The organism is Aeromonas sp. 30P, from assembly GCF_051919805.1.
In the GTDB taxonomy this organism is placed as follows: Bacteria; Pseudomonadota; Gammaproteobacteria; order Enterobacterales; family Aeromonadaceae; genus Aeromonas; species Aeromonas veronii.
In genome coordinates this window covers 4,176,172-4,202,500 of the sequence record NZ_JBQBEA010000001.1, presented here as the reverse complement: position 1 = coordinate 4,202,500, position 26,329 = coordinate 4,176,172, and the positions used below count along the sequence as shown (strand labels likewise).

General features: G+C 59.0%; 21 protein-coding genes, 6 tRNA genes and 2 rRNA genes (1 of these 29 cut by a window edge). 13 read left to right on the top strand and 16 right to left on the bottom strand.

Features of this window, described 5'->3' with window-relative positions; all coding sequences use genetic code 11:
• Both ACTG2B_RS19825 and rrf read left to right on the top strand, forming a co-directional pair.
• Window positions 1–1,720: ribosomal RNA gene (locus ACTG2B_RS19825) — 23S ribosomal RNA — on the top strand (it extends 1,170 nt beyond the left edge of the window).
• An 81-nt stretch (window positions 1,721–1,801) separates the two neighbouring features.
• Window positions 1,802–1,916: ribosomal RNA gene (rrf, locus tag ACTG2B_RS19820) — 5S ribosomal RNA — on the top strand.
• A gap of 627 nt (window positions 1,917–2,543) precedes the next feature.
• Here the strand turns inward: rrf and ACTG2B_RS19815 are convergent.
• A tRNA-Ser gene (locus tag ACTG2B_RS19815) sits at window positions 2,544–2,631 on the bottom strand.
• 197 nt (window positions 2,632–2,828) lie between these two features.
• On the opposite strand from ACTG2B_RS19815, the gene ACTG2B_RS19810 reads away from it, so the two are divergent.
• Window positions 2,829–3,578: a DsbA family protein gene (locus tag ACTG2B_RS19810; RefSeq protein ID WP_047438584.1), complete on the top strand. Its 750-nt coding sequence runs from the start codon at window positions 2,829–2,831 to the stop codon at window positions 3,576–3,578.
• 295 nt (window positions 3,579–3,873) lie between these two features.
• Window positions 3,874–4,776: a TSUP family transporter gene (locus tag ACTG2B_RS19805; protein ID WP_439996718.1), complete on the top strand. Its 903-nt coding sequence runs from the start codon at window positions 3,874–3,876 to the stop codon at window positions 4,774–4,776.
• Here ACTG2B_RS19805 and ACTG2B_RS19800 read toward each other — a convergent pair.
• The gene (locus ACTG2B_RS19800) at window positions 4,691–5,506 is read right to left on the bottom strand and encodes a hypothetical protein (protein WP_439996717.1); all 816 of its coding nucleotides are present in this window, start codon (window positions 5,504–5,506) and stop codon (window positions 4,691–4,693) included. The genes ACTG2B_RS19805 and ACTG2B_RS19800 overlap by 86 nt on opposite strands.
• Before the next feature lie 217 nt (window positions 5,507–5,723).
• A complete protein-coding gene (gene hemL, locus ACTG2B_RS19795) occupies window positions 5,724–7,010 on the bottom strand; it encodes a glutamate-1-semialdehyde 2,1-aminomutase (RefSeq protein ID WP_267518054.1) in 1,287 nt (428 codons plus the stop codon).
• A 244-nt stretch (window positions 7,011–7,254) separates the two neighbouring features.
• Between hemL and clcA the strand changes: the two genes are divergently transcribed.
• From clcA to erpA, 3 genes are all read left to right on the top strand, one after another.
• Window positions 7,255–8,643 carry a H(+)/Cl(-) exchange transporter ClcA gene (gene clcA / locus ACTG2B_RS19790; RefSeq protein WP_439996716.1) on the top strand — a complete coding sequence of 463 codons (1,389 nt, stop codon included), beginning with the start codon at window positions 7,255–7,257 and terminating at the stop codon, window positions 8,641–8,643.
• A 91-nt stretch (window positions 8,644–8,734) separates the two neighbouring features.
• On the top strand, window positions 8,735–9,430 hold the full coding sequence (locus tag ACTG2B_RS19785; RefSeq protein WP_005343032.1) for a DUF6776 family protein: 696 nt from the start codon (window positions 8,735–8,737) through the stop codon (window positions 9,428–9,430).
• Between the two features lie 87 nt (window positions 9,431–9,517).
• Window positions 9,518–9,868, top strand: a complete 351-nt coding sequence (erpA, locus tag ACTG2B_RS19780) for an iron-sulfur cluster insertion protein ErpA (protein WP_005340225.1) — start codon at window positions 9,518–9,520, stop codon at window positions 9,866–9,868.
• 139 nt (window positions 9,869–10,007) lie between these two features.
• On the opposite strand, the gene nhaC is transcribed toward erpA, so the two are convergent.
• On the bottom strand, window positions 10,008–11,417 hold the full coding sequence (gene nhaC, locus ACTG2B_RS19775) for a Na+/H+ antiporter NhaC (protein ID WP_005357819.1): 1,410 nt from the start codon (window positions 11,415–11,417) through the stop codon (window positions 10,008–10,010).
• A 301-nt stretch (window positions 11,418–11,718) separates the two neighbouring features.
• Here nhaC and ACTG2B_RS19770 point away from each other — a divergent pair, with 301 nt between their 5' ends.
• On the top strand, window positions 11,719–11,928 hold the full coding sequence (locus ACTG2B_RS19770) for a hypothetical protein (protein WP_005357820.1): 210 nt from the start codon (window positions 11,719–11,721) through the stop codon (window positions 11,926–11,928).
• Here ACTG2B_RS19770 and ACTG2B_RS19765 read toward each other — a convergent pair.
• From ACTG2B_RS19765 to rsmC, 9 genes are all read right to left on the bottom strand, one after another.
• Window positions 11,923–12,195 carry a late competence development ComFB family protein gene (locus tag ACTG2B_RS19765; RefSeq protein ID WP_005343036.1) on the bottom strand — a complete coding sequence of 91 codons (273 nt, stop codon included), beginning with the start codon at window positions 12,193–12,195 and terminating at the stop codon, window positions 11,923–11,925. The two genes, ACTG2B_RS19770 and ACTG2B_RS19765, sit on opposite strands and share 6 nt — an antisense overlap.
• A 109-nt stretch (window positions 12,196–12,304) precedes the next feature.
• Window positions 12,305–12,390: transfer RNA gene (locus ACTG2B_RS19760), tRNA-Leu, on the bottom strand.
• A 71-nt stretch (window positions 12,391–12,461) separates the two neighbouring features.
• Window positions 12,462–12,547 (bottom strand) — tRNA-Leu (locus ACTG2B_RS19755).
• Between the two features lie 46 nt (window positions 12,548–12,593).
• Window positions 12,594–12,679, bottom strand: a tRNA-Leu gene (locus tag ACTG2B_RS19750).
• A 44-nt stretch (window positions 12,680–12,723) separates the two neighbouring features.
• Window positions 12,724–12,809 (bottom strand) — tRNA-Leu (locus tag ACTG2B_RS19745).
• 53 nt (window positions 12,810–12,862) lie between these two features.
• Window positions 12,863–12,948, bottom strand: a tRNA-Leu gene (locus ACTG2B_RS19740).
• Between the two features lie 128 nt (window positions 12,949–13,076).
• Window positions 13,077–14,537 (bottom strand): glycogen synthase GlgA, encoded by a 1,461-nt coding sequence (gene glgA / locus ACTG2B_RS19735; RefSeq protein ID WP_429202484.1) that lies wholly within the window; start codon window positions 14,535–14,537, stop codon window positions 13,077–13,079.
• Entirely contained in the window at window positions 14,527–15,744 is a 1,218-nt protein-coding gene (gene glgC / locus ACTG2B_RS19730) for a glucose-1-phosphate adenylyltransferase (protein WP_005340236.1), read from the bottom strand. Before glgC ends, glgA begins: the two co-directional genes overlap by 11 nt.
• Window positions 15,745–15,895: 151 nt before the next feature.
• Entirely contained in the window at window positions 15,896–16,924 is a 1,029-nt protein-coding gene (rsmC, locus tag ACTG2B_RS19725; RefSeq protein WP_368172359.1) for a 16S rRNA (guanine(1207)-N(2))-methyltransferase RsmC, read from the bottom strand.
• Window positions 16,925–17,204: 280 nt separating this feature from the next.
• Here rsmC and dapA point away from each other — a divergent pair, with 280 nt between their 5' ends.
• Window positions 17,205–18,077 carry a 4-hydroxy-tetrahydrodipicolinate synthase gene (gene dapA / locus ACTG2B_RS19720; protein ID WP_429202480.1) on the top strand — a complete coding sequence of 291 codons (873 nt, stop codon included), beginning with the start codon at window positions 17,205–17,207 and terminating at the stop codon, window positions 18,075–18,077.
• An 80-nt stretch (window positions 18,078–18,157) separates the two neighbouring features.
• Here dapA and ACTG2B_RS19715 read toward each other — a convergent pair whose 3' ends face one another.
• Window positions 18,158–19,126 carry a CYTH domain-containing protein gene (locus ACTG2B_RS19715; protein ID WP_439996715.1) on the bottom strand — a complete coding sequence of 323 codons (969 nt, stop codon included), beginning with the start codon at window positions 19,124–19,126 and terminating at the stop codon, window positions 18,158–18,160.
• A 170-nt stretch (window positions 19,127–19,296) separates the two neighbouring features.
• Between ACTG2B_RS19715 and ACTG2B_RS19710 the strand changes: the two genes are divergently transcribed.
• Window positions 19,297–19,977: a TIGR00153 family protein gene (locus ACTG2B_RS19710; protein WP_005340244.1), complete on the top strand. Its 681-nt coding sequence runs from the start codon at window positions 19,297–19,299 to the stop codon at window positions 19,975–19,977.
• A gap of 25 nt (window positions 19,978–20,002) precedes the next feature.
• A complete protein-coding gene (locus tag ACTG2B_RS19705) occupies window positions 20,003–21,268 on the top strand; it encodes an inorganic phosphate transporter (protein ID WP_005343043.1) in 1,266 nt (421 codons plus the stop codon).
• A 91-nt stretch (window positions 21,269–21,359) separates the two neighbouring features.
• Here the strand turns inward: ACTG2B_RS19705 and ACTG2B_RS19700 are convergent, their stop codons facing one another.
• Both ACTG2B_RS19700 and metB read right to left on the bottom strand, forming a co-directional pair.
• Window positions 21,360–23,816 (bottom strand): bifunctional aspartate kinase/homoserine dehydrogenase II, encoded by a 2,457-nt coding sequence (locus tag ACTG2B_RS19700; protein ID WP_439996714.1) that lies wholly within the window; start codon window positions 23,814–23,816, stop codon window positions 21,360–21,362.
• Entirely contained in the window at window positions 23,816–24,988 is a 1,173-nt protein-coding gene (metB, locus tag ACTG2B_RS19695) for a cystathionine gamma-synthase (protein ID WP_439996713.1), read from the bottom strand. Before metB ends, ACTG2B_RS19700 begins: the two co-directional genes overlap by 1 nt.
• 205 nt (window positions 24,989–25,193) lie before the next feature.
• Between metB and metJ the strand changes: the two genes are divergently transcribed.
• Window positions 25,194–25,517: a met regulon transcriptional regulator MetJ gene (gene metJ / locus ACTG2B_RS19690; protein WP_005340251.1), complete on the top strand. Its 324-nt coding sequence runs from the start codon at window positions 25,194–25,196 to the stop codon at window positions 25,515–25,517.
• A gap of 41 nt (window positions 25,518–25,558) precedes the next feature.
• Window positions 25,559–26,293: a helix-turn-helix domain-containing protein gene (locus tag ACTG2B_RS19685; RefSeq protein ID WP_439996712.1), complete on the top strand. Its 735-nt coding sequence runs from the start codon at window positions 25,559–25,561 to the stop codon at window positions 26,291–26,293.
• Window positions 26,294–26,329 lie beyond the last annotated feature (36 nt).

The following is a 26,329-nucleotide window of genomic DNA, read 5'->3' as shown; positions in this document are numbered from 1 at the left end:
GTGGTAGGGGAGCGTTCTGTAAGTCTGCGAAGGTGTATCGAGAGGTATGCTGGAGATATCAGAAGTGCGAATGCTGACGTAAGTAACGATAAAGGGGGTGAAAAGCCTCCTCGCCGGAAGACCAAGGGTTCCTGTCCAACGTTAATCGGGGCAGGGTGAGTCGACCCCTAAGGCGAGGCCGAAAGGCGTAGTCGATGGGAAGCAGGTTAATATTCCTGCACGACTTGTAATTGCGATGGGGGGACGGAGAAGGCTAGGTGGGCCAGGCGACGGTTGTCCTGGTGAAAGTGCGTAGGTGGTGTTTCTAGGCAAATCCGGAGACACAACACTGAGACACGAGACGAACACACTACGGTGTGGAAGCCATTGATGCCCTGCTTCCAGGAAAAGCCTCTAAGCTTCAGATTACAAGTCATCGTACCCCAAACCGACACAGGTGGTCGGGTAGAGAATACCAAGGCGCTTGAGAGAACTCGGGTGAAGGAACTAGGCAAAATAGAACCGTAACTTCGGGAGAAGGTTCGCTCTTGACAGTGAAGTCCCTCGCGGATGGAGCAGTTGGGAGTCGCAGTGACCAGATGGCTGGGACTGTTTATCAAAAACACAGCACTCTGCAAACACGAAAGTGGACGTATAGGGTGTGACACCTGCCCGGTGCCGGAAGGTTAATTGATGGGGTTAGCGCAAGCGAAGCTCTTGATCGAAGCCCCGGTAAACGGCGGCCGTAACTATAACGGTCCTAAGGTAGCGAAATTCCTTGTCGGGTAAGTTCCGACCTGCACGAATGGTGTAACCATGGCCATGCTGTCTCCACCCGAGACTCAGTGAAATCGAATTCGCCGTGAAGATGCGGTGTACCCGCGGCTAGACGGAAAGACCCCGTGAACCTTTACTACAGCTTGGCACTGAACATTGAACCTACATGTGTAGGATAGGTGGGAGGCTTTGAAGGCGTGACGCCAGTTGCGCTGGAGCCGTCCTTGAAATACCACCCTTGTATGTTTGATGTTCTAACGCAGGGCCCTGAATCGGGCTCGCGGACAGTGCCTGGTGGGTAGTTTGACTGGGGCGGTCTCCTCCCAAAGAGTAACGGAGGAGCACGAAGGTTGGCTAATCCTGGTCGGACATCAGGAGGTTAGTGCAATGGCATAAGCCAGCTTAACTGCGAGACGGACAGGTCGAGCAGGTACGAAAGTAGGTCATAGTGATCCGGTGGTTCTGAATGGAAGGGCCATCGCTCAACGGATAAAAGGTACTCCGGGGATAACAGGCTGATACCGCCCAAGAGTTCATATCGACGGCGGTGTTTGGCACCTCGATGTCGGCTCATCACATCCTGGGGCTGAAGTCGGTCCCAAGGGTATGGCTGTTCGCCATTTAAAGTGGTACGCGAGCTGGGTTCAGAACGTCGTGAGACAGTTCGGTCCCTATCTGCCGTGGGCGTTGGATGATTGAAGGGAGTTGCTCCTAGTACGAGAGGACCGGAGTGAACGAACCTCTGGTGTTCGGGTTGTCACGCCAGTGGCACTGCCCGGTAGCTAAGTTCGGAATCGATAACCGCTGAAAGCATCTAAGCGGGAAGCGAGCCCTGAGATGAGTCATCCCTGACCCCTTGAGGGTCCTAAAGGGCCGTTGGAGACCACAACGTTGATAGGTGGGGTGTGTAAGCGCGGCGACGTGTTGAGCTAACCCATACTAATTACCCGTGAGGCTTAACCATACAACACCCAAGAAGTGTTCTAAGGCTTGTAGCAAATACGAACGAATTACTTACGTCAGCTTTCTCAGATTGAAGAATTTGCCTGGCGGCCATAGCGCCGTGGAACCACCTGATCCCATGCCGAACTCAGAAGTGAAACGTGGTAGCGCCGATGGTAGTGTGGCATTCGCCATGCGAGAGTAGGACACTGCCAGGCACCCAATTTAAGAACCCCGCTCACCGAGCGGGGTTTTTTATTGGCTGCAATTCAGCAAATAGCCTGATTGTTGACCTGCCCTATCTCCCTTCCTCTGTTTTTATCCTTACTCGCCGCTGCTTTCTGGTTCCACAAATAGCCTGATGTTCCGCTTGGTACTCTTTCTTCACTGAACCGCTGTAGCTCTGTATGGCGGCTCTGGCGTAGTCATGACCCACGAATCCTATGCTCGCCTGTACGCTAGGATCTCTTGCTTGCGATCTTTCCTGGGCATCTGCGTCCTGTGTTAGCTGAAGTCTTTCTTTTTGAGCCCTCTGCTTGTCCATGATTTTGTTAGTCGCCCACTGACGTTATGCCAGAGAGTGTGTTGGCTGTGCTAACACGCAGGCGCAGTGGTTGCTGCTTTGGGTCCTTGTTGTTTGGGGCAATAAGGAATTGGGAAGGGATACCCGCAGGAACGCAGAGGTTCGATGTTGATAGGGGATCTTGTGGTGGCTTTTGAGCCTGCAGGTGGGAAAATTAATGGGGGGGGGCTGAAGAAGGCTAATGTGTTGAGCTCTATGAGGAGTGGCAAATCGCAGGCAAATAAAAAGCCCACGCAACATGGTTGCATGGGCTCGGTATGAATGGCGGAGGAGGTGGGATTTGAACCCACGGATGGTCGCCCATCGCCGGTTTTCAAGACCGGTGCATTCAGCCGCTCTGCCACCCCTCCGCAGCAGTGCGGCGAATATTACCATGCTGATCCGGCTTGTAAATCCCCGTCCGGTTTGATTGCTGGTTAATTGCGCGAAATGACATGAAAAAGTGGCAGTCAGGGCGCATCAAGCGCTTTTTTGGCCAGATAACTTGACTTGAAAACAGACTCAACCACTATAGTGGCCTCTATCATATCCTCTGCAAGATAACGTTATGACTATTAAAAATGCCCTGTTTTGCGCGCTGGCTGGTGTGACCCTGCTGGCGACGCCGGTACATGCAAGCGAGCTGACCAAAAGCGATGTCGAGCAAATCGTTCGCGACTATCTGGTCAAGAATCCCGAGATCCTGGTCGAGATGTCCAATGCCCTGCGTGCCAAGCAGGAGAGCCAGCAGGCCGAGAGTGACAAGGCGCTGATCAAGGCTCACTCCAAGCAGCTTTATGCCAATCAGGATCCCGAGATGGGGAATCCGAAGGCGTCGCTGACCATTGTGGAGTTTTTCGATTACAACTGCGGTTACTGCAAGCGGGCCCATCCGCTGGTCAAGCAGCTGATGGCGGAAGATAAAGATATCCGTTACATCTACAAGCAGTTCCCCATTCTGAGCGAGTCCTCCTACTTCGCAGCCCGTGCTGCGCTGGCGGTCCAGCTGGGTCAGCCTGACAAGTACCAGGCGTTCCATGAGAAGCTCTATACCCATCAGGGCCCGCTCGCTGATGAAGCACAGGTCAAGCAGTTGGCTGTGGCGGCTGGTGTGAACTGGAGCAAGGTGGAGGCCAAGATCAAGGATGGCAGCATTGACCAGAACCTCGGTACCAACCGTGCGCTGGCTGAAGCGCTCGGTATCTCCGGTACCCCGGCCTTCATCATCGGTGATCAGATCCTGCGCGGTGCTCCCCGTGATCTGGCCAGCCTGAAGGGGTTTATCAAGGACGTGCGTGCCGGCAAGAGCATTCAATAAGCGGTTGTCATGGTCGAGGGCCCAGCGCCCCGGCCAGATACAGAAAGAGGGTCGGTATCACTACCGGCCCTCTTTTTATTATGTCCTTTGGCACAAGTGGTCGTCGCGAAAGGACCATAACAACGTGCTCAGGACCCGGCCTGTTGGCCTCAGTAACAAGTATTAGCAGAGTCGTTCGGAGTCTATTGATAAATATTTCACCTTGCAGAGGCGTGTCGTGAGCATTGCTTAATTCCGGTCAAGATTTTTTCTGCTGCTTGCCTTAGAATCGCCGCCCGTTGCAGGAGAAACCTCTATGTTAGTTGATATTTTACGGCTGGTTTTTATAGCCGGAGGCCTCGTATTCATCTTTATGCTGGTGCAAGCCTGCTGGCGGAAGAAGCAGAGTGGATCCTTTGAGGCGACCCCCTTCTGGCCGGTGGCGTTGATCGGTGGGGTTGCCAACTTCCTCGATACCCTGGGGGTGGGCAGCTTTGCGGTAAAGACCGCCTGCTACAAGCAGTTCAAGCTGATCGATGATCGGGTGCTGCCGGGTACCCTCAATGGGCAGTGCGTGCTGCCGACCGTGACTCAGTCGCTGATCTTCGTCGGCGCAGTAGCGGTGGAGCCGCTGACGCTGATCAGCATGATGATGGCCGCCGCAGCGGGCGCAGCCTGGGGCGCTCGCCATGTGGCCTCGTTTGATCGGCAGACCATCCGGTTGGTGATGGCTATCTCCTTACTGGTCGTTGCAGGGCTTATCTTTGCCGGTCTGCTGGGTCTTTTCCCTGTAGGTGGCGATGCGATGGGGCTCAGCGGCTACAAGCTGGCGATCGCCCTGCTTGGCAATTTCATCTTCGGGGTGCTGATGAATGTCGGTATCGGCCTGTTTGCCCCCTGCATGACGTTGCTTTATCTGCTGGGGATGAATCCGCTGGCGGCGTTTCCCATCATGATGGGCTCCACCGCCGTGCTTAGCGTTTTCTCCGCAGGCACTTTTATCCGCAAAGGGGCGTTCGATGCCAAGGCGGTGCTGGCGGTAGCCATCTTCGGCCCTATCGGTGTGGTGCTGGCAGCCATGCTGGTCAAATCCATGGATATGGAGATGCTGAAGTGGCTGGTTGCCTTTATCGTCATCTATACCTCCTGGACCATGTACGCCTCCTGGCGGGCGGTGCGTCGCTCCCCTGTGCAACTGACAGTGGAGAGCGCAGGCTAGCCTGTACCAGTGCCGCTTCGGCCTTGGCCCCCAGAAAGACATAGAGGCCAAGCGCCAGCAGCAAACCCACCGCACACCCCATCACTCCGACCGCTGGCCAGAGCAGCTCGCTTTGGCCGAGCGAGCCTTTGAACAGCAGCAATAGCCCCTCGATGGAGACCGCGATCAGAATGGCGGCGATAAAGCGGGTGATGGTGCGGCGAATGGCGCTGTGGCGGAAGATATCCTTATGCAGCAGTACCTCCTCTTCCAGAATGGTCTTGCCCAGATCGAACACCGCCAGTGCCAGCGTCAGGAAGATGATGGCGCTAAAGGCGCCGAGCTGGTTCTGCTGCTCGCCGCACAATAGCTGGTAGAGCTGCTCCAGCCCGTGCCAGATCAGGGTGGCGACGATGAGAAACAGCGCCATGCTGAGCACCACATAGACCGTCTTGAACCAGGGCATGGCGCGGCGGCGCTCCCTGTCTCCCATCAACCAGCCAATCAGCTGATTCAGACAGACGGTGATCTCCCGTCCTTGCCCCTGCACGATAAGGTGCAGCCGGTTATGGGCCGCCGGTGCCGCAGGCTGGATGCACATCGGCCCCTGATAGTGGTCAATGCTGACCACAAAGGGATACCCCTTGAGCGAGGCAAGGGGGGCGCTGAGCAGCCCCTGCAGTAGCGGGGTCAACTCCTCCTGATACTCCTGATAGCGCCGCAGAACATCGATGGGGCTCATCTCTGCCATATGGACCTCGGTGACGTGTGCTCTTGTGGTGAATGTGCAAATAGTGGGCCTGCTTTATGACAGGGATGGCAGGGCAAGTTGCACCAGAGGATGACAAATCGGTGGATGACGAGGGGGTAATGCACCAGAAATGGGCGTATTGCCGCCCTGTGTGGTGATGGAGTCTCTGTAATAGAAAAGGGCCCATGACGGGCCCTTTGCGACAACCAGCGGCGATTTAGCCAGCCAGCTTGGCGAAGCTGCGTTCGGCGGCGGCCAGAGTGTGTTCAATCTCCTTGTCGCCGTGAGCCAGCGACAGAAAGCCTGCCTCGTAGGCGCTCGGCGCCAGATAGACGCCCTCTTCGAGCATCAGGTGATAGAAGCGCTTGAAGCGTTCCATATCGCAGCGAGTGACCTGCTCGTAGCGGGTGATTTCGGGCTCCTCGGTGAAGAAGAAGCCGAACATGCCACCCACATAGTTGATGGCGAGCGGGATACCGTGTTTGGCGGCGGCGGCTTTCAGCCCTTCTGCAACACGGGCAGTCTTGGCGCTCAGCTGCTCATAGAGACCCGGCTCCAGCAGCAGATCCAGCATGGTCAGACCGGCAGCCATGGCCACCGGGTTGCCGGAGAGAGTACCCGCCTGATATACGGGGCCGGTCGGGGCTATGTGCTGCATCACCTTCTTCTTGCCGCCGAAGGCGCCCACCGGCATGCCGGCACCGATGATCTTGCCAAGGGTGGTGAGATCCGGGTCGATGTTGTAGTGGCCCTGGGCGCCGCGCAGGGAGACGCGGAAGCCTGTCATCACCTCGTCCAGGATCAGCAGGGCACCGAACTCGTCACAGATGGCGCGCAGCCCTTCCAGGAAGCCGGGGACCGGCGGGATGCAGTTCATGTTGCCTGCGACCGGCTCGACGATGATACAAGCGATCTCGCTGCCGTACTGGGTGAAGGCTTCACGCACCGAATCCAGATCGTTGAAGACGCAGGTCAGGGTGTGTTTGGCGAAATCGGCTGGAACGCCCGGGCTGTTGGGCTGACCCAGGGTCAGGGCGCCGGAACCTGCCTTGACCAGCAGGGAGTCGGCGTGGCCGTGGTAGCAGCCCTCGAATTTGACGATCTTGTCGCGGCCAGTGTAGCCACGGGCCAGACGAATGGCGCTCATGGTGGCTTCGGTGCCAGAGTTGACCATCCGCACCTGCTCCATGGAGGGGACGATCTGGCGGACTTTCTCGGCCATCAGCACTTCGATCTCGGTCGGCGCACCGTAGCTCAGCCCTTTCTCAACGGCCTTGATGACGGCGGCCTTGATGGCCGGGTGGTTGTGACCCAGCAGCATGGGGCCCCAGGAGCCGATGTAATCCACGTAGGCCTGACCATCCACATCATAGAGATAGGCACCGTCGGCGTGATCGATGAAGCGGGGCGTGCCGCCGACCCCATTGAAGGCGCGGACCGGTGAGTTGACGCCACCCGGAATGGTCTGGCGGGCCTGTTCAAACAGCTGATCTGATTTTGACATGGATCATCCTTAATGGGATTTTGGTCGTCACACAAGGGATTGCAGCCGATTGAGACTCGGCAGGCCGGAGCATCAGGAGTATGCTTTGCGCTCTCGCCACCCGGACTCTCGGTCTGCTCCCGTGACAAAAATTTAACGGGCCGACTATAGCAGAAAGCCCCAGCTCTGGGCAGCCGAGCAACGCGCCGGGTGATCCTGATCTCAGCTAGCTGACGATATGGTTTTTCCAAGTTGGTGTAACAAGATGGCGCAACAAGCTCTCTCCTCTGAAGCCGATACCTCTGCGCGGGGGCCGCTTTCCCGCATTATCCGGCAAGACAAGATGCCCTTGCTGGTGCTGCTGCTGGCGGCGCTGGTCGGCACCCTGGCCGGACTGGTGTGCGGTCTGTTCGAATCGGGTGTCCACTGGCTGGCAGAACAACGTATCGATTTGCTGGCAGACCGTCCCTGGTGGCAGCTCGGTCTGCTTGGCTTTGGCTTCAGCGCCTTGCTGGGATTTGTCGGTTACTTCCTCACTCATACCTTTGCCCCCGAGGCAGGCGGCTCCGGCATTCCCGAGATCGAGGGGGCGATGGACGAGCTGCGCCCGGTGCGGTGGTGGCGAGTGTTGCCGGTCAAGTTCTTCGGCGGCATCTGTACCCTGAGCTCCGGTATGGTGCTGGGGCGGGAGGGACCTTCGGTACAGATCGGCGGCAACCTCGGCAAGATGGTGGCGGATATCTTCCGACTGCCCAAGGAACATGGCCATGCCCTGTTGGCCGCCGGTGCGGCGGGCGGTCTGGCTGCTGCCTTCAATGCGCCGCTGGCGGGCATCCTGTTCGTGATGGAGGAGATGCGACCGCAATTCCGCTACTCCTTTCTGGCCATCAAGGCGGTGGGGATATCCGCCATCATGGCGACCTTGATGTTGCAGAACATGAAAGGGCAGGGGGCGGTGATCACCTTGCCCCACTACGATGCGCCAGCCCTCAAGGCGCTCTGGCTGTTCCTTTTTATGGGAGCCACCTTCGGGGTGCTCGGTTTTGTCTTCAACAAGTTGGTGCTGGCCTGTCAGGATGGCTATCTGGCGCTGCACCAGAACAAGCGCCACCGTTTTGTGGCCATCGGCATGCTGGTCGCCGGAATGTTTGGTGTGCTGTCGCTGTTTGCCCCCTCGGTGACGGGGGGCGGCACCGAGCTTATTCCCCATCTGATGGGGGATGAGTATGCGATGGCGACCCTGTTCCTTATCTTCTCGGTGCGGCTGGTTGCGACCCTCATCTGCTTCTGCTCCGGTGCCCCGGGCGGGGTGTTTGCGCCAACCCTGGCGTTGGGCACCCTGTTTGGCGTGGTGTTCGGCCATCTGTTTCATGCGGCGTTTCCGGAGCTTGGCATCGAGCCCGGCGCCTTTGCCATCGCCGGAATGGGGGCTCTCTTTGCTGCCACAGTGCGTGCCCCCATCACCGGTATCGTGCTGGTCACCGAGATGACCGACAACTATCAGCTGATCCTGCCGATGATGATTACCACAGTCGGTGCGACTCTGGTTGCCCAGTGGCTGGGTGGCCGGCCCATCTATTCCCAGATCCTGGAGCGAACTTTACGGCTCGCCGCGCGTCAAAAGCGGGGTGATGGCAGCGCCACGGCCAGTTAATTTTTCCCTTTATCGTCTTTGGCCTCGGTCAGGGCGGTATAGTGAAGGGAGAGGCGCTGCCGTAAATGGCGTGATAACGGGATGAGGGGCTATGTCCAATCTATTGAAGTTATTGGTCGTGTTAGCCGTTGGCGGGCTCATTGGTTACTTTGTCGGTAACCGTCAGGAGCTGGCCCAGAGCAGTCTGTTGGTGGTACAGCAGGAGACGCTGGATCGTCAGGGCAAGGCCATCGGCCAGCTCAAGACCGAATTGGGGGTGAAAGATACCCAGCTGGCGACCCAGAAAGCGGCCTTCGAGCAGTTGCAGACCACCCTGAAGAGTCAGGAGGCGCAGGTGCAGGAGCTCAAGCGCCAGCTGGCCTTTTTCGAGCGGATCATGCGCCCCACCGGCGAACAGGTGGGGGTGGTGATCGACAACCTGACCCTGCAGGAGACCAGCATTCCCGGTCGTTACCACTACCGTCTCGCTCTGACCCAGCCCGCGAAGAAGCGGGAGCTGTTTCGTGGTCAGGTGCAGATCCGGGTCGAGGGGAGTCTGGCCGACAAGCCGAAGACACTGACCGGTCGCGATCTCGGGATGAAGGTGAGCGAGTGGCGCTATGCCCTGCGTTATTTCCAGCTGCTGGAAGGGAACTGGCAGTTGCCGGAAGGCTTTGTGCCGGATCGAATCCGTGTCACCATCAACAAGGACGGCAGGCAACCGGCACAAGAGCTGCTGGTTGAGTGGGGCGAGGTTATCAAGCCGCTGGTCGCCGCGCCGCCTGCTCCGGTTCCCGCTGCCGGTTAAACGTGGTGAATACTTGAACTGAATGGTCGGGTATTGGATAATTTCGCGGTTTCCATGTTTGTGGATCTAATGGTTGTGAGGTCAGTAATGAGTGCAGTAGCAGAAGCCCCGCTGCCCATCCAGATGACGGATGCGGCGGCCAACAAGGTGAAGAACCTGATCACCGAGGAAGAGAATCCCGAGCTGAAGCTGCGGGTATACATCACGGGTGGGGGCTGCTCCGGTTTCCAGTATGGCTTTACCTTTGATGAGAAGATCAACGACGGGGACACCGTAGTCGAGAAGAATGGCGTCACCATGGTGATCGATCCCATGAGCCTGCAATATCTGGTAGGCGGCAGTGTGGATTACACCGAGGGTCTGGAAGGTTCACGCTTCACCGTGACCAACCCCAATGCCACCACGACCTGTGGCTGTGGCTCCAGCTTCTCCATCTGATCGGCGTTATCGGTCTGATGAAACGGCTCTCGGCAACGAGGGCTGTTTTTGTTTGTGGTGATCAGTGAGCTCCATCAAACAGCATTTATCTCAAACAACAAAGGCGCCTCGATGGCGCCTTTGTTGTTTGCAGAATGGCTTAGCGGGAGCTTGCCGCCGCGACCAGCGGGATCCGGTTCACTGCCTTGCCCATGTAGGCGAGGGTGATGGTCACAATGATGCAGGTGAAGCTCAGCCACATGTAGGGCAGGTAGTCGAGGGTTGCCACCCCCAGCACCCCGGCCATGAAGATGCCGTTGTCGCTCCAGGGCACCATGCCGCAGGTGAGGGTGCCGCCAAACTCGGCGTTGCGAGAGAGGTTCTTGCGCGCCAGTCCCAGTCGGTCGTAGTTCTTGGCCATGATCTTGGGAGTCAGGATCAGCGACACATACATGGCTGAGCCGAACACGTTGGCCAGAAACGCGGTGCCGATGGTGTGGCTGGTCAGGCTGCCGACGCTATTGATGCGCTTCTCGAAGGCGCTGGCGATCACTTCCAGAATACCGACCTTCTCCAGCAGGCCGCCAAACCCGAGACCGAAGATGATGACCGCGACCGAGCCCAGCATGGACTCCATGCCGCCGCGACCGAGAATGTTGTCGATAAAATCGATGCCGGAGGTGATGGCAAACGGACTATAAGCCGAGTGCATTGCTTTGACCGGATCCATGCCCTGGAAGGCGATGGCCCAGATCAGGCCCAGCAGGGCGCCGAAGCTGATCACCGGGAAGGCGGGTTTGCGATTTGCCAGCAGTCCCAGTACCAGCACCACCGGCACTATGGCCAGCGGGGTGATGTTGAACTGGTTGTCGAGCGCTTCCATCACCAGATTGACCTGCTCCAGGCTGACGTTGCCCGAATACTGCATGCCCACTACAGTGAACAGCACGGCGGTGATGACATAGGAGAGCAGGCTGATAGGCAGCATCCCCTTGATATGCTCCACCACGTCGACGTTGGACATGGTCGAAGCCAGCACTACTGAGTCGGAGAGCGGAGAGAGCTTGTCACCGAAGTAGACGCCGGAGAGCACGGCACCGGCTACCAGCGGCGCAGGCACACCGAGGCTGTGGCCGATCCCCATCATGGCGATGCCGGCCGTGGCAGCAGAGCCCCAGGAAGTGCCGGTGGCCAGCGAGGTCAGGGAGCAGATGATCAGGGTTGCCAGCAGGAAGATGGACGGATGGATCACCTTGAGGCCGAAGTAGATGATGCTGGGGACGATGCCACCGGCAATCCAGGTGCCGACCAGGGCACCGACGGAGACCAGGATCAGGATGGCCCCCATCCCCTTGGCAACGCCGTCAACGGCTGCCTGTTCCAGGGATTTGTAATCGTGGCCGAGTTTGATGCCAAGCCCCATGATGACGAACCAGGCGATGAACAACGCCAACTGGATCGGCAGATCGAGCACGCTGGTGAACGAGAATGCCAGGGCCAGGAAAATGGCCAGACAGGCAAACACCTGTGCCATGCCCGGTAGTCGGATGTGGTTTTGTTGGTTTTGCATAGATACTTCCTAAACTCTTGCTCGCCAAGGTCACTCCCTCTCGTCCTGTGGATACATCGATCCCGAGGAGGCAACCCAAAAAGAGGCCGCAATCTACCACAAACCCGGCGGGTTAAAGCCCCATCAAATTGGCAAAAATGCACATTTGATTGAAAAAATCACAAATTAGTTGATCTCATAACCCGTTTTTGAGCGGCCTGTTGACACAAAGGGTCACATACGAAGCTTGCCTGTGACACCACTTGCATCCCCAGTAGATGAAGATGATAATTATTATCAATTGTTGATTGGGGAGAAAACAATGCGCTGGATATTGCGGGGTATGATGTTGCTGGTGGCGGTGGCTGTACTCGCATGGGGTCAGGATAAAGAGTACGGCACCTGGAGTGCCGGTTTTCTGCTGGCTGCCTGGGTGATGCTGGAGCCTGGATTGCGGCCCGCCTTGATCTTGCTGCCAGTGGCCGGGTTGACCGGTATCGTCACCCTGCTCTGGCAGCAGCCCTGGTTATGAGCTTTTGACGGGAGCCTGCTTGATCTTCTGCTGTGCCACCTTGAGCGATTCGACCACCAGCTTTTCCATTTCGGTGCGCTTGGCGTCGGTCAGGAAGTAGATCATGTCGACATTGTGGCGAATATAGTGGGCCGGCAGCTGGTTGAGGGTGAGGCAGCAGAGGTCGGCCATCTGATCGCTGTTGAGCTTCTGCTGCAGCCCCTGTTTCTCTATCTCCTTGAGCACCAGATGTTCGTAAAAGTTGTGAATGTCGGTATCCAGTATCATATGCGTTCCTTGGCATGACGATGAGCGGGGAGTCGTCAAAAGCATAGTCATAACAAGGAGTAAAAACAAAAGGCCCATCACTTTCGTGATGGGCCTTTTGCGTAATGAATGGTGCGAAGAGAGGGACTCGAACCCTCACATCCGTGGGACACTAACACCTGAAGCTAGCGCGTCTACCAATTCCGCCACCTTCGCACACTGATTTTCTCCAGCTGGTTTTTAAATGCGGTTGGAGCGCATTGCTCTGTGTTTACATGTCAGAATCATGGTGCGAAGAGAGGGACTCGAACCCTCACACCCGGGGGGCACTAACACCTGAAGCTAGCGCGTCTACCAATTCCGCCACCTTCGCACATTCGGGTTTCCAGTCTGGATTTACATGCTGTCTGGATAAAGCATGGTGCGAAGAGAGGGACTCGAACCCTCACATCCATGGGACACTAACACCTGAAGCTAGCGCGTCTACCAATTCCGCCACCTTCGCACATTGTGTTACCAGTTTTGATTTACATGCTGTCTGGAGAAGCATGGTGCGAAGAGAGGGACTCGAACCCTCACACCCGGGGGGCACTAACACCTGAAGCTAGCGCGTCTACCAATTCCGCCACCTTCGCACATTCGGGTTTTCTAGTTGGATTTACATGCTGCTGAATCAGCATGGCAGTATTGGTGCGAAGAGAGGGACTCGAACCCTCACATCCGTGGGACACTAACACCTGAAGCTAGCGCGTCTACCAATTCCGCCACCTTCGCATCACTGCGGAGGGGGATTCTATAGAGTTTTGGGGGAGCGTCAACAGCCAAAGGGGACTTTTTTCGCTGTTGACGCCCAAAGTGGCGCCAAGGGTACAAAACTTCAGCAATTAGCTGACGTTTGGCATTCAGTAACGGCCCAATGCGCTCTGATACATCCGTTCATACTGGGTGACCGAGTCAGGCCAGTTGAAGCGGGTGCTCATGGCATTGCGCTGTACCTTGGTAAAACGCTCTTTGTCCTGCAGGAAATAGAGCAGGCTGCGGCGCATGGTATCGAGCAGGATGGCGGCAGTCGGATCGTTAAAACAGAAGCCGGTGGCATGCTCGGGATCGGCATCCCAATCCACCACGGTATCTTTCAGACCACCCACGGCGCGCACCAGTGGCAGGGTACCATAGGCGAGACTGTACATCTGGTTGAGGCCGCAAGGCTCGAACAGAGAGGGCATCAGGAAGAAGTCGGCACCGGCTTCGACCAGATGAGCCAGCCGATCGTCATAGGTGTTGATGAAGGCGAGCTTGCCCGGATAATCCCGGGCCATGGTTTGCAGTTGCGTGGCGAGCGCAGGATCGCCAGACCCGACGATCACCACTTGTACCTGATGGTGGAGGAATTTCTCCAACGCAGGGAGCAGCAGGGGAACGCCCTTCTGCTCGGTCAGGCGGCAAACCATACCGTAGATGGGCAAGTCCGCCACGGCCAGCCCCGCCTCCTGTTGCAGGCTCTCTTTGCAGATCTGTTTGCCAGCCATGTTGTCGATGCTGTAGGTCGCAGGCAGGAATTCGTCGAACTCCGGATCCCAGTCTTTGTAGTCGCAGCCGTTGAGGATGCCGCAGAGATCGGCCGCCCGTTGCTGGAAGATATGCGCCATGCCGTGGGCGCCGAGGTGAGTCAGCAGCTCCTGGGCATAGTTGGGGCTGACCGCATTGATCTTGTCGGCGTAGAGCACCCCGCATTTGAGCAGATTGACGTGGCCGTAGTCGTAGTTGATGCGGCGTTCGTAGTCGGCGATCTCGGGCATGGCCCAGAACTGCTCGCGGCCAAACACCCCCTGAAACGCCGCGTTGTGAATGCTGATCACGCTGCGGGTCTGCTGGAAGAAGGGGTTGTGGGCGTGACGGGTTTTCAGCAGCAGTGGCAACAGGCCGGTGTGCCAGTCATTGCAGTGGGCGATATCCGGGGCAAAGCCAAGCTGCTCGCAGGCATGGAGGGCCGCGGCCGAGAAGAAGGCAAAGCGCTCGCCATTATCCGGATAGGCCTGATTGTGCTCGGCGTAGAGCTGGGGACGATCGAAATATTGTGGGCAGTCGAGCAGATAGACGCAGACGCCATCCAGCTCCATCTGGTAGATGCGATAACCGATATCCGGCAGCCCGGGGTGGGTTGGCAACCAGCGTGATGCCACCAGTCTGGCCTCATCCCGTCGCTTTATCGTCTTGTAGAAGGGCAGCATGATCCTGACATCATGTCCCTTCTGGGCCAGGTACATCGGCAGGGCTCTGGCGACATCGGCCAGGCCCCCGGTCTTGACCAGCCCCTCAACTTCCGAGGCAACAAACAGGATTTTCAGTGGGTTAATAGCCAACTCTTGCTCCCTTAGGTACCACCACGATACCGCCTTCGGATACGGTAAATCGCTCTCTATCGTGGTCCAGATTTTCACCGATAACAGTGCCGGGCGCAATTTCAACGTTTTTATCAATGATGGCGCGCCGGATGGAGCACCCCTCACCAATCTTCACATCCCCCAGCAGCACGGATTCACTGATATGGCTGCACGCGCCGATATTGCAGCGGAAACCAAGGATGGATCGCTGGATCTGGCTGCCCTGAATGAAGCAACCGGCGGAGATCAGCGAGTTGGCGATCTTCACCTTGCACTCGTCGCTGTCGATGAAGGTGGCCGGTGGCAGCGCCGGATAGTGGGTGTGCAGGGGCCACTTGCGGTTATAGAGGGAGAAGGGGGGATTGTCGGCCACCAGGTCCATGTGCGCTTGCCAATAAGAGTCGAGGGTGCCCACATCCCGCCAGTAGACGTGCGGTTTCTCGCCGGGGATGACGTTGGTGCTGTAGTCGTAGACATAGACGGGGGCGCGCGGGTAGAGGCTCGGGATCACATCCTTGCCAAAGTCGTGGCTGGAGTTCTCCTCGGCGGCATCCCGCTTCAACTCGCGGCAAAGAGCATCGGTCTCGAAGATGTAGTTGCCCATGGAGACCAGCGCCTGGGTCGGATCGCCGGGAATGTGCTTGGGCTGCTTTGGCTTTTCCTGAAAGCCGATCATCCGCCCTTCGGTGTCGACCTCGATCACCCCGAAGGCACTGGCCTCTTCGATGGGCATGCGCAGGGCCGCGACCGTCATGGCGGCGTTCTTCTGCTTGTGGAAGGTGACCATCTGGCTCACATCCATCTTGTAGATGTGGTCGGAGCCGAAGATGCAGACGTGATCCGGTTCGGCCCGCTCGATAAAGCCGAGGTTCTGGTAAATGGCGTCGGCGGTGCCGTCATACCAGCGTTTGCCCATCCGCATCTGGGCCGGGATGGGATCGATAAAGCGGTCGGTGATGCCGACGATATTCCAGCCCTTCTTCATGTGCAGGTAGAGGGACTGGGATTTGAATTGGGTCAGTACATAGATGCGCAGAAAGTCGGCGTTGACGAAGTTGTTGAGGACAAAGTCGATCAGCCGGTAGCTGCCACCGAAGGGGACGGAAGGCTTGCTGCGGGTGGTGGTCAGAGGCTGCAGGCGAGTACCTTCGCCACCAGCCAGGATCATGGTCAATATGCCTGCCATCGTATTTCTCTCCCTGAATTAACAACATGAAAAGGTTTTCAATGTTCGGTATAAAAACACCCCTAAAGGGGTGGTTTTTATCGTGTGCTTAATACCTTATCAGATGCCGGATGGCGCTCTCTAGCTGTTTTATTGTGCTGTTTACACTTATTTACATTTTGCTCAGATAGACCTTGAATTTGGCATCACTGCTGATCACTTCAGTCCGTTTGAAGTGTGTCTCCAGTATAGGCTGGTAGCGCAAGAAGGCGTTGGCAACAATGGTCAGCGAACCATTTGGCAGTAAAAATTCCGGCGCCTTGGCCAGGAACTGCTCGGTTGCCGCATAGAAGGTTTTGAGACCCGCATGGAATGGCGGGTTGGAGACGATGTGCTGGAAACGGGTGGAGACATCCGAATAGACATCGGAAGCGGTGACCTTGCCCTGCAGACCGTTGATCGCCAGGGTGCGGCGGCTCGATTCGAGCGCCAGCGCGCTGATATCCACCATGTTGACCCGCAGATCCGGATTGCGCTTGGCCAGTACAGACCCAATTACCCCGGCGCCGCAGCCAAAATCGAGCAGCTCGCCCTTCATCGGTGGCACAGCAGCCAGCAGCATCTGGGTGCCGAGATCCAGCTCGGCGGCGCTGAAGACGCCGGGCAGTGCCAGCACGGTCAGCTCGGTATCACCGGCCTTGCACTGATAGCGGCCAAACCAGCTATCCAGATCGAACGGGGCGACCGGTTTGCAGAGCTCACCATGATAGAGCGAGCAGCGGCGGGCCGAGTCACGTTTGATCGGCTTTTCGCCATAGGGGGCCAGCAGCTTGTCGGCGCCATTGATGCCGCCGCGGTTTTCACCGGCGAGGAACAGATCGGCACCCGCTTCCAGCAAGGGGGTCATCATGGCCAGCAGATATTGTGCCTCGGCCTTGGCCTTGGGCATCAGCAGCAACAGGGCATCGAAGCGCGGGGCTCCACCGAGCTGGTGGTCGAACAGGATAGCCTCGCCGAGGGCGGCCTGCTGGCTGCGGTAGTAGCAGTAATCGGTGGTAAAGACGGTCAGGGTCCGGGCCAGGCTCGCCAGCTGGCGGGGGTAGTCATCCTCCAGCGCGCCACAGACAAGTAGCCGCTTGCCGACAAAGAGGGCTTGGTTTCGTTCCAGCATCTGGCTGACGGCACTGATTGGGCTGCTCATCGGGTCTCTCCACGCAATTTTGGGCGGCCATTATACATAGCCCCTTTCGCCTTGACATTTATGCCGTGTTCCCGAAATATGCCCAGACACCATTTTTTGACCAGAGATGACGAAATGCGGTTCAACGGGTTGAAACGAAAGCACAAAAAAAGCCTGAAATTCGGGCCTGCCGACGTTCGCGCGTAACCTCTCATCCCTGAGAAGCTTCAAACCCCGGTTGCGCACATCGTACCGGGGTTTTTTATTGCCATATGCGCGTCATTTAGGAGAAGGAGATCCCATGTTTCAAGGTTCAATCGTTGCGTTGATCACCCCGTTCCGACAGGGAAAGCTGGATGAAGAGGCGCTGCTGCGTCTGGTGGAGTGGCATATCGAGCAGGGCACTCACGGCATTGTGCCGGTGGGCACCACGGGGGAAAGTCCGACCCTGACCCATGACGAGCATTGCCGGGTGGTGGAGCTGGTGGTCAAACAGGTCGCTGGCCGTATTCCGGTGATTGCCGGAGCGGGCTCCAACAATCCGGTCGAAGCAATCGAATATACCCTCCATGCAGAGCGGGTGGGCGCTGATGCCACACTGCATGTGGCCGGTTACTACAACCGCCCCAATCAGGAGGGGCTCTACCACCACTTCAAGGCGGTACACGATGCCACCGCCAAGCCGATCATCGTCTACAACATTCCGCCGCGCGCCATCGTCGACGTGCAACCGGCGACCCTGGCCCTTCTGGCCGAGCTGCCGCGCATTGCCGGGGTGAAAGATGCCACCGGCGATCTGGCGCGCCCCTGGACCGAGCGCCAGCTGATCAAAAAGCCCTTCGCCTGGCTCTCCGGTGAGGATGCCACTGCGGTTGCTTACAACATCGGCGGCGGTCAGGGCTGTATCTCGGTGACCGCCAACGTGGCGCCCAAGCTGGTGGCCGAGGTGCAGAACCTCACGCTGGCGGGCAAGTGGCAAGAAGCGCGTGAGCTGCAAGACAAGCTCATTCCGCTCCATCAGGCGATGTTTGCCGAGCCGAGCCCGGCTGGTGCCAAATATGCCGCTTCCCTGCTCGGTTTCTGTAGCGAGGAGTGCCGCCTGCCGGTGATGCCGCTGTCGGAAGCGACCCGCGAGCGCATTCGCAGCGCCATGCAGCAGCTCAACCTGCTGTAATGCAAAACGGGTGAGCCAAGGCTCACCCGTTTTGTTTTCGGCTTTTGTTTCTGGCCTTTGTATTTACGACATCGCCCTACTCAGATTGCGTGATGCAGCCAGGCGGCGATGGCCAGCTGCAACTCGACATATGCCGGATAGAGGAAGAGATCGGCCAGCTCGGCAGGCCACTCGTCATGCTCGTCCGACTGGGCTTGCAGATGGGCTTGCAGGTTGGTCAGGGCGGGTAGCCAGAGCACTGGTTGTGGCAGCGCGGCCGCACTGCGGGTGACCAGATCGATTCCCTGGTACAGGGCCGCGAGTGCCTGCTGTTGAATGCCTTCATCCTGCGGATGCTCCAGCCAGAGCTGCTCGTGATGCTGCCAGTGGCGCAGCCCTTCGCTTACCCCCGTTATGCCATCCATACCTTCATGTTCGACCAGCGCCTGCAGGGCCAGCGGTTTGCCAAGACCAGCCAGTCGATAGCCGCGCTGGGCCTTGGATTGGGCGCCGAGGCGCAGCCCGCCGATCCTGGCGAGGCGTTGGGCCAGCGCAAACAGCGCCGCGGTCGCGCCTGATTTGAGCTCCAGTTCCAGCTCGTTGATGGTGGTGCTGCCTTGACTGCCGACTATCTCTCCCTGATCCCAGGCCAGTTCAATCTCGGCCCCCTCGAAGGCGATCAGCCAATGGCGGCGTAGGAAGTCGGTACGAAACTGGGGGACCAGCTGCTGCTGAATGTGGTCACGCTCGGTCAGGGTCGGCCAAATTTCATCGGGAAAGGCCGAGAGGGTCGGCAGATCGCCGCTTACGGGAGCGTTGTACTCGGGTCTGGCATGCAGGCCGCCCACCACCTGGCCACGGCATTTGATGGTCTGCTCGGCGAAGGCGTCGCAGCGGCGAATGCGCAACCCCATATCCAGTTGGCGAAGAGCCAAGGTCGGCGTATCGAAATAGACGTTGCCGAGCTGCTGTTGTGACGATTCTTTAATCTCAAGAGAATTCAGCAGGTTGGATAACTCGGGTTGAATGTCGCGGGCGACAAAAAACTTTATCTCGATCTCAGTTTGCATAGTCATTCCGGGCTGGCAGACAACTTTGGGGGGGCAGGATTCGGGTCGCGGGGATATAATGCCCGCGAGACGACTAGATTAATTCGCGGTTTAATTGAGGGCGCAGTTCGGTTACCATGCGCGCCTCATAAAATCGTATCGAGTGTTTTTTCACCGACACAGGTTTGGCCATGCCAGTAAATACTATTTTGGGGCTTTTTGCCAAGTCCCCCATCAAGCCGCTGCAGAAGCATATCGTCAAGGTTCACCAGTGCTCCCAGCAGTTGGTTCCCTTCTTTGACGCCGTTGCCGAAGACCGTTGGGAAGATGCCGAGAAGATCCGGCAGCAGATCGCCCAACTGGAAAAAGAGGCAGATACCCTCAAGCGTGAAATCCGTCTGAAACTGCCTCGCGGCCTGTTCCTGCCGGTTGCACGTACCGACCTGCTGGAGCTGTTGACCCAGCAAGACAAGATTGCCAACCGTGCCAAGGATATCTCCGGCCGCATGCTTGGCCGCCGCATGGAGTTCCCCGCCGAAATGCGGACGGATTTCATGGCTTACCTCAAACGTTGTATTGATGCGACCGCTCAGGCCGAGAAAGCGATCGGGGAGCTCGACGAGCTGCTCGAGACCGGCTTCAAAGGACGGGAAGTGGAAATGGTTGCCGAGATGATCCACCAGCTGGATCTGATCGAGGACGATACAGACACCATGCAGATCGGACTGCGCCAACAGCTGCAAGCGGTTGAGCACAATTACAATCCGATCGATGTGATGTTCCTTTACAAGATCCTCGAATGGGTAGGTGACCTGGCAGATCAGGCTGAGCGCGTAGGCGCCCGTCTGGAACTGATGCTGGCTCGTTCGTAATCGACTGACTGGGTAAACACTACTAATGGACATTATCGCGAATTACGGCACCACTCTGGTGCTCGTGGCGGCCTTGTTCGGCTTTTTGATGGCTTGGGGCATTGGCGCGAATGACGTGGCCAACGCCATGGGGACATCGGTCGGCACCAAATCCCTGACCATTCGTCAGGCGATCATCATTGCCATGATCTTCGAATTTGCCGGTGCCTATCTGGCCGGTGGCGAAGTGACGGCCACCATCCGTAACGGCATCATCGACAGCAATGCGTTTGTCGATAGCCCGGACCTGCTGGTGCTCGGCATGATCGCCTCCCTGCTGGCGGCCGGCGCCTGGTTGATCCTCGCCTCCTACTTCGGCTGGCCTGTTTCCACCACTCACTCCATCATCGGCGCCATCGTCGGTTTTGCGGTGGTGAGCATTGGCCCGGAAGCGGTGCAGTGGAGCAAGTTTGGCGGCATCGTCGGCTCCTGGGTCATCACCCCGGCCATCTCAGGTGTTATCGCCTACTTCATGTTCATCAGCGTGCAGAAGCTTATCTTCAACACCGATGATCCCCTGAACAACGCCAAGCGCTATGTACCGTTCTACATGTTCCTGACTGCGCTGGTGATCTGTCTGGTGACCATCAAGAAGGGGCTGACCCACGTCGGTCTGCACCTGAGCGATGGCGAGGGCATTCTGCTCTCCATCGCCATCTCCATCGCAGTGGCGTTTGCCGGCTGGATCTACATTCGCGGCCAGAAGTACAACCCGCAGGATGACAGCAAGATGCACTTCGCCAACGTGGAGAAGGTGTTCGGTATCCTGATGGTGATCACTGCCTGTGCCATGGCCTTTGCCCACGGCTCCAACGATGTGGCCAACGCCATTGGCCCGCTCTCTGCGGTGGCCTCTATCGTGGCTTCCGGTGGCGAGATTTCCAGTCAGGCTGCCATTGCCTGGTGGATACTGCCGCTGGGCGGCATCGGTATCGTGATCGGTCTGGCGACCATGGGCGAGAAGGTGATGGCAACGGTCGGTACCGGCATCACTCACCTGACCCCGAGCCGCGGCTTCGCCGCCCAGCTGGCGACTGCCGCGACCGTGGTGATTGCTTCCGGCACTGGTCTGCCCATCTCCACCACCCAGACCCTGGTCGGTGCGGTCATGGGTGTTGGTCTGGCGCGCGGTATTGCGGCGTTGAATCTGGGGGTTCTGCGCAACATCGTGGTCTCCTGGATCATCACCCTGCCTGCCGGTGCCATTTTGGCTATCGCGATCTTCTATGTGCTGCAGGCCTGCTTCTCCTAATCGAAGCGCCATTCAGCAAAAAGCCCGAGTCATCGACTCGGGCTTTTTTATTGTGCGCGGAAGCTGAGCTGCTCCCTTTGCATTATCTGCCTTAGAGGCTGGCGCAGATCTGCCACAGATCGTACTGGATAGCAGCTGCGGTCACTTCGCGACCCGCCCCCGGCCCCTGGATCACCAGCGGGTTGGTGCGGTAGCTGTCGCTCTCGATGGCGAAGATGTTGTCGCACGGCAAGAGGTTGGCGAACGGGTGGTGGGGCTCCAGCGCCTCCAGTCCGACCCGCGCCTTGCCGTCATGTTCAAAACGGGCCACGTAGCGCAGCACCTTGCCGAGCCGCCTGGCCCCTTCGAAGGCGGTCTGGATCGGGCCATCCAGCTCTTTCAGCCGGTCCATGAACTGATCGGCGCTCACCTTGCGCAGCGGGACGGGCACCAGATTCTCCAGCTCGATATCGGCGGAGTCGAGCTCGAAGCCCGCCTCCCGCGCCAGAATGAGCAGCTTGCGGCGCACATCCTGACCGGAGAGATCTTCGCGGGGATCCGGCTCGGTCAGGCCATGCTGCCACGCCTCGTCCACCAGTTCGGAGAAGGGGCGGCTGCCGTCATACTGCTGGAACAGCCAGGAGAGGGTGCCGGAGAAGATGCCGGAGACACCCTGAATGCGGTCGCCGCTCTGGCGCAGCATCTGGATGCTGGACTGGATCGGCAGCCCGGCGCCCACGGTGGCGTTGTAGCGCCACTGCACCTGATGGTCGCGGCAGGTCTGCTTGATGCGCTGGTAGAACTCGCTGTCGGCGGCACCGGCAAACTTGTTGGCGGCGATGATGTGAATGCCGAGCTGGGCAAAGTCCGGGTAGTAGCGGCTCACCGTCTCGCTGGCGGTCATGTCCAGTGCAATCAGCGCATCGAAGCCGTGTTGCTCAAGCTGGGAGAGCAACTCCGGCCAGATCAGCGGTTTGGGGGCGAAGTTGTCCTGTACCTTGAGGGGGTTGAGCCCCTCTTCATCCAGCAGGCCGCCTTCCGAGCTGAACACCCCGTAGAGGGTGAGCGCCAGATTGAGTTCATGTTCCAGCCGTGACTTTTCCCGGGCGTAGAGGCTGAGCCAGTGGCCACCGATATTGCCCTTGCCGAACAGCACCAGACCGACCCGGGTCGGGCGACTGAACAGGGCGCTGTGCAGGGCGATCAGCAGCGGCTCCAGCACCACCTGACGCAGCACCGCCACCAGACTCAGGCCATCTCGGGCCACCTGGACGAACTCCAGCGGCTGATCCGCCAGCAGCTGATAGAAGCGGTGACACTGCTCGGCGTTGTCGGTGACACCGGCCCCCACCAGCGCCACCAGACTGTACCCCTCTTTCTGGATGAGACCGGTGAAGCTCCCTTGCAGCTGGAAGTCGCGCAGCAGCTCGAAGGCCCCCTGTGCCACCTCGAGGGTGTAGGCAAGGCGCAGGATCCGGCGATCCGGCTGGCGCTGCAGGGTGAGCGGGTTGAGGCGGTGACGAGCGAGATAAGCCTCAATGGTGGCCACGGTTTGCTCGTAGTTGGTCTGCGGTAGTACTTTCAGCTCGATGAGCGCAATTTGATCCACCGAGGAGACGATGCGGGCGCCGCCGGAGCGCGGTGCGCGGCGCAGAATATGGGTACAGCCCTCATCCGGGTTGTAGCTGCAGCGCAGAGTGAGGCGCTGGCGGCTGTCGGCCACCGGTTGCAGAGTTCGCGAGTGGAGTACCGAGGAGCCAAGGCGGGCCAGCTCGTTCGCTTCGGCGAGGCTCAGGCGCTCCAGCAGACGCGCCTCTTTCACCCGGCGCGGGTCGGCGCTGTACACACCGGCCACGTCGCTCCAGATGGTGGTGGATTCACCGTCCGCCAGCAGCGCCAACAGGCTGGCGCTGTAGTCGGAGCCGTTGCGGCCGAGCAGCAGGGAACGTCCCTCCATGTCGGCGGCGATAAAGCCGGTTACCACGATACGACCGGCATGCTCCGCCAGTCGCGCCTTGAGCAGCTCGCTGGAGAGGGCGGTATCCACCTTGACCAGAGCGCCATCCTCGGCGCGCAGGAAACTGCGGGCATCGAGCCAGATAGCCTTGTCGCTGCGGCTGGTGAGCAGGGCAGCCAGCAGGCGCGCCGACCACACCTCGCCAAAGGCGAGCAGGCCGTTGCGGGCGAAGCGATCAAACTGCCCCTCAAGCGTCTTGGCGATCAGCTGCATATCGTCGGCCAGCTGCTTGCTCAGATCGAGCTGCAGTTCACCCTCCAGCAAGCCGTCGATCAGGCTCTGCTGATAGGCCTGCAGGGCAGAGATGGCTTCACCGGCGGCTTCGTCCCCCGCTTCGGCCAGCTCCACCAGCTGGATCAGCCGGTTGGTGGTCTTGCCGGCGGCGGAGACTACGATCAGTTCATCCCCGCCCACCTGTTGTTCAACGATACTGGCGACCCGGCGATAACAGACCGGATCCGCCAGACTGCTGCCACCAAATTTGTGGACGTGACGTCGCTTCAATCCTGCTTCTGCTGCCACCGCGATCTCTCCTTGTTGCTGCTGTTCCATTACTTCGCTACCTGTTCTGCCTGCTGCGCCTGTTCAAAAGCCTGAGCCAGATCGGCCACCAGGTCTTCACCGTGTTCAATACCGACCGACAACCGCAGCAGCTGGGCGCTGATGCCTGCTGCCTGCGCCGCCGCCGGGGTCATGGCCCTGTGGGTCATGCTGGCCGGATGGGCCACCAGACTCTCCACCCCGCCGAGGGACTCGGCCACCGAGAAGAGGGTGAGGGCCGCGAGGAAGGCGCGAATGCCTGTCTCGCTGCAATCGAGTTCAAAACTTAGCATGGCGCCGAAGCCGGACTGTTGACGGCGCGCAATATCATGGCCCGGATGGCTCGGCAGGCTGGGGTGATAGATGCGTTTCACCAGCGGCTGCTGTTGCAGGAAGGCGAGGATGCGGTCGGTGTTCTCCTGATGGGTGCGCAATCTGGGGGCCAGAGTGCGCAGGCCGCGCAGGGTGAGGTAGGAGTCGAACGCCCCGGAGGTGAGCCCCAGACAGTTGGCCCACCACACCAGCGACTCGGCCAGTGCTGCCTCCTTGGCAATCGCCACTCCGCCCACCACGTCTGAGTGACCGTTGATGTACTTGGTGGTGGAGTGCACCACCACGTCGGCACCGAGGGCCAGCGGCTGTTGCAGCAGAGGGGAGAGGAAGGTGTTGTCCACCACCACCTGCGCACCCACCTCGTGGGCGGCGCTGGCAATGGCGCGGATATCCACCACCCGCAGCAACGGGTTGGAGGGGGTCTCGACCCATACCAGTGCAGGCTTTTGCGCCAGCGCGGCGGCCAGAGCGGCCTCGTCTCCCTGATCGACAAATTGCACCCGGTAGTGGCCCTTGGCCGCCAGATACTCGAACAGGCGCCAGGTGCCGCCGTAGCAGTCGTGGGGGGCGATCAGCAGATCCCCCGCCTTGAGCAGTGCTGTGGTGACCAGATGGATGGCGCCCATGCCGGTGCCGGTAACCACGGCGCCTGCGCCCCCTTCCAGCGCCGCCAGCGCGTCCGCCAGATTGGTGCGGGTCGGATTGCCGGAGCGGGCATAATCGTATTGACGGGGCTCGCCAAAGTCGGCAAAGGTGTAGTTGCTGGAGAGGTAGATGGGGGGCACCACGGCACCGTGTTGCTGGTCTGTCTCAATCCCGGTGCGAACCGCCAGGGTGGCCTTGTGGGTCATATCACTCTCCTTGATGTCTCTTTACACGCTGGCATCTTGCTGCCACGCGCTATCCCGCCATTGCGGGCTCATGGTCAACCACACTACGCCAGCTTAAAAAAGCCGTCAACACTTCCAGACGTCTAAATGGCTTTGCTGTTGGATTGCCATTAATTTCCTTAAGGGTTAAAATCCGCGCTCACGGCTAAATGAGAACAGGTGAGTCATGGGAACAGAGTGGAACGGCGACTACGTCAGCCCCTACGCGGAACACGGTAAGAAGAGCGAACAGGTCAAGAAGATTACCGTCTCGATCCCGCTCAAGGTGTTGAAAGTGTTGACCGATGAGCGCACCCGCCGTCAGGTGAACAATCTGCGTCATGCGACCAACAGCGAGCTGCTCTGTGAAGCCTTCCTGCACGCTTTCACTGGCCAGCCGCTCCCTTGCGACGAAGATTTGCGCAAGGATCAACCGGACAGTGTCCCGGCCGAAGCGCGCGCCATCATGGAAGCGCTGGGCAAAGAAATCGAAGATTTCGACAAGGAATAACCCCCAATGACGCGGCCCTGGCCGCGTCATTGCTATCTGCCATGTCCCGCTTCAGCCTGCGCCACTATCACCACCACGTCTGCAGCCATAGCCACGACTTTGCCCAGCTGGTGATCCCCCTCGACGGCCCCCTCGAGATCGAGGTGCAGGGCCATGGGCGCCGGCTTGCCCCCGGTTCTGCCTGCGTCATCGCCCCCGGCGAGCGACACGACTACGCCGCCGATCCTGCGCTTTCGTTTTTGGTGCAGGAGAGCGACTGGTTACCCGGCGATTTGGCGGCCCGCCCCTTTATCGAGCTGGATGAGCCCCAGCGCCACTACTTCGCTTTTCTGCACCGCATGGTGGCCGAAGGGCGGCAGGTGGCGGGCATGGAGCAGGTGTGGCTCTCCCTGCTGGCTGAAGGGCAGGGGATGCAGAGCGCTGTCACGCCGCGTCTTGCCGCCCGCATCCTCAAGGTGCAACGCCATATCGATGCCAACCTCGCCGCCCCGCTGACCAATCAGCAACTCGCCGCCATCGCCTGCCTTGGCCAGAGCCAGTTCAAGCTCGCCTTTCGCCAGCAGTTGGGGGTGAGCGTCTCCCACTACATTCGCAGTCGGCGCATGGCGCTGGCGCGCACCCTGCTTGCCGGTACGCAACTGCCCGTCGGCGAGATTGCCAGCCGCTGCGGTTACCAGAATCAGGGGGCTTTCGGCGAGCGCTTCCTGAGTGAGACCGGGCTCACTCCGTCCCTCTGGCGCCAGCAAAACGGCCGCCTGCCGCAACGAAACGGCTGATCGCCGAAGACGAGATGCTCTCTTTGGGCCATGCTG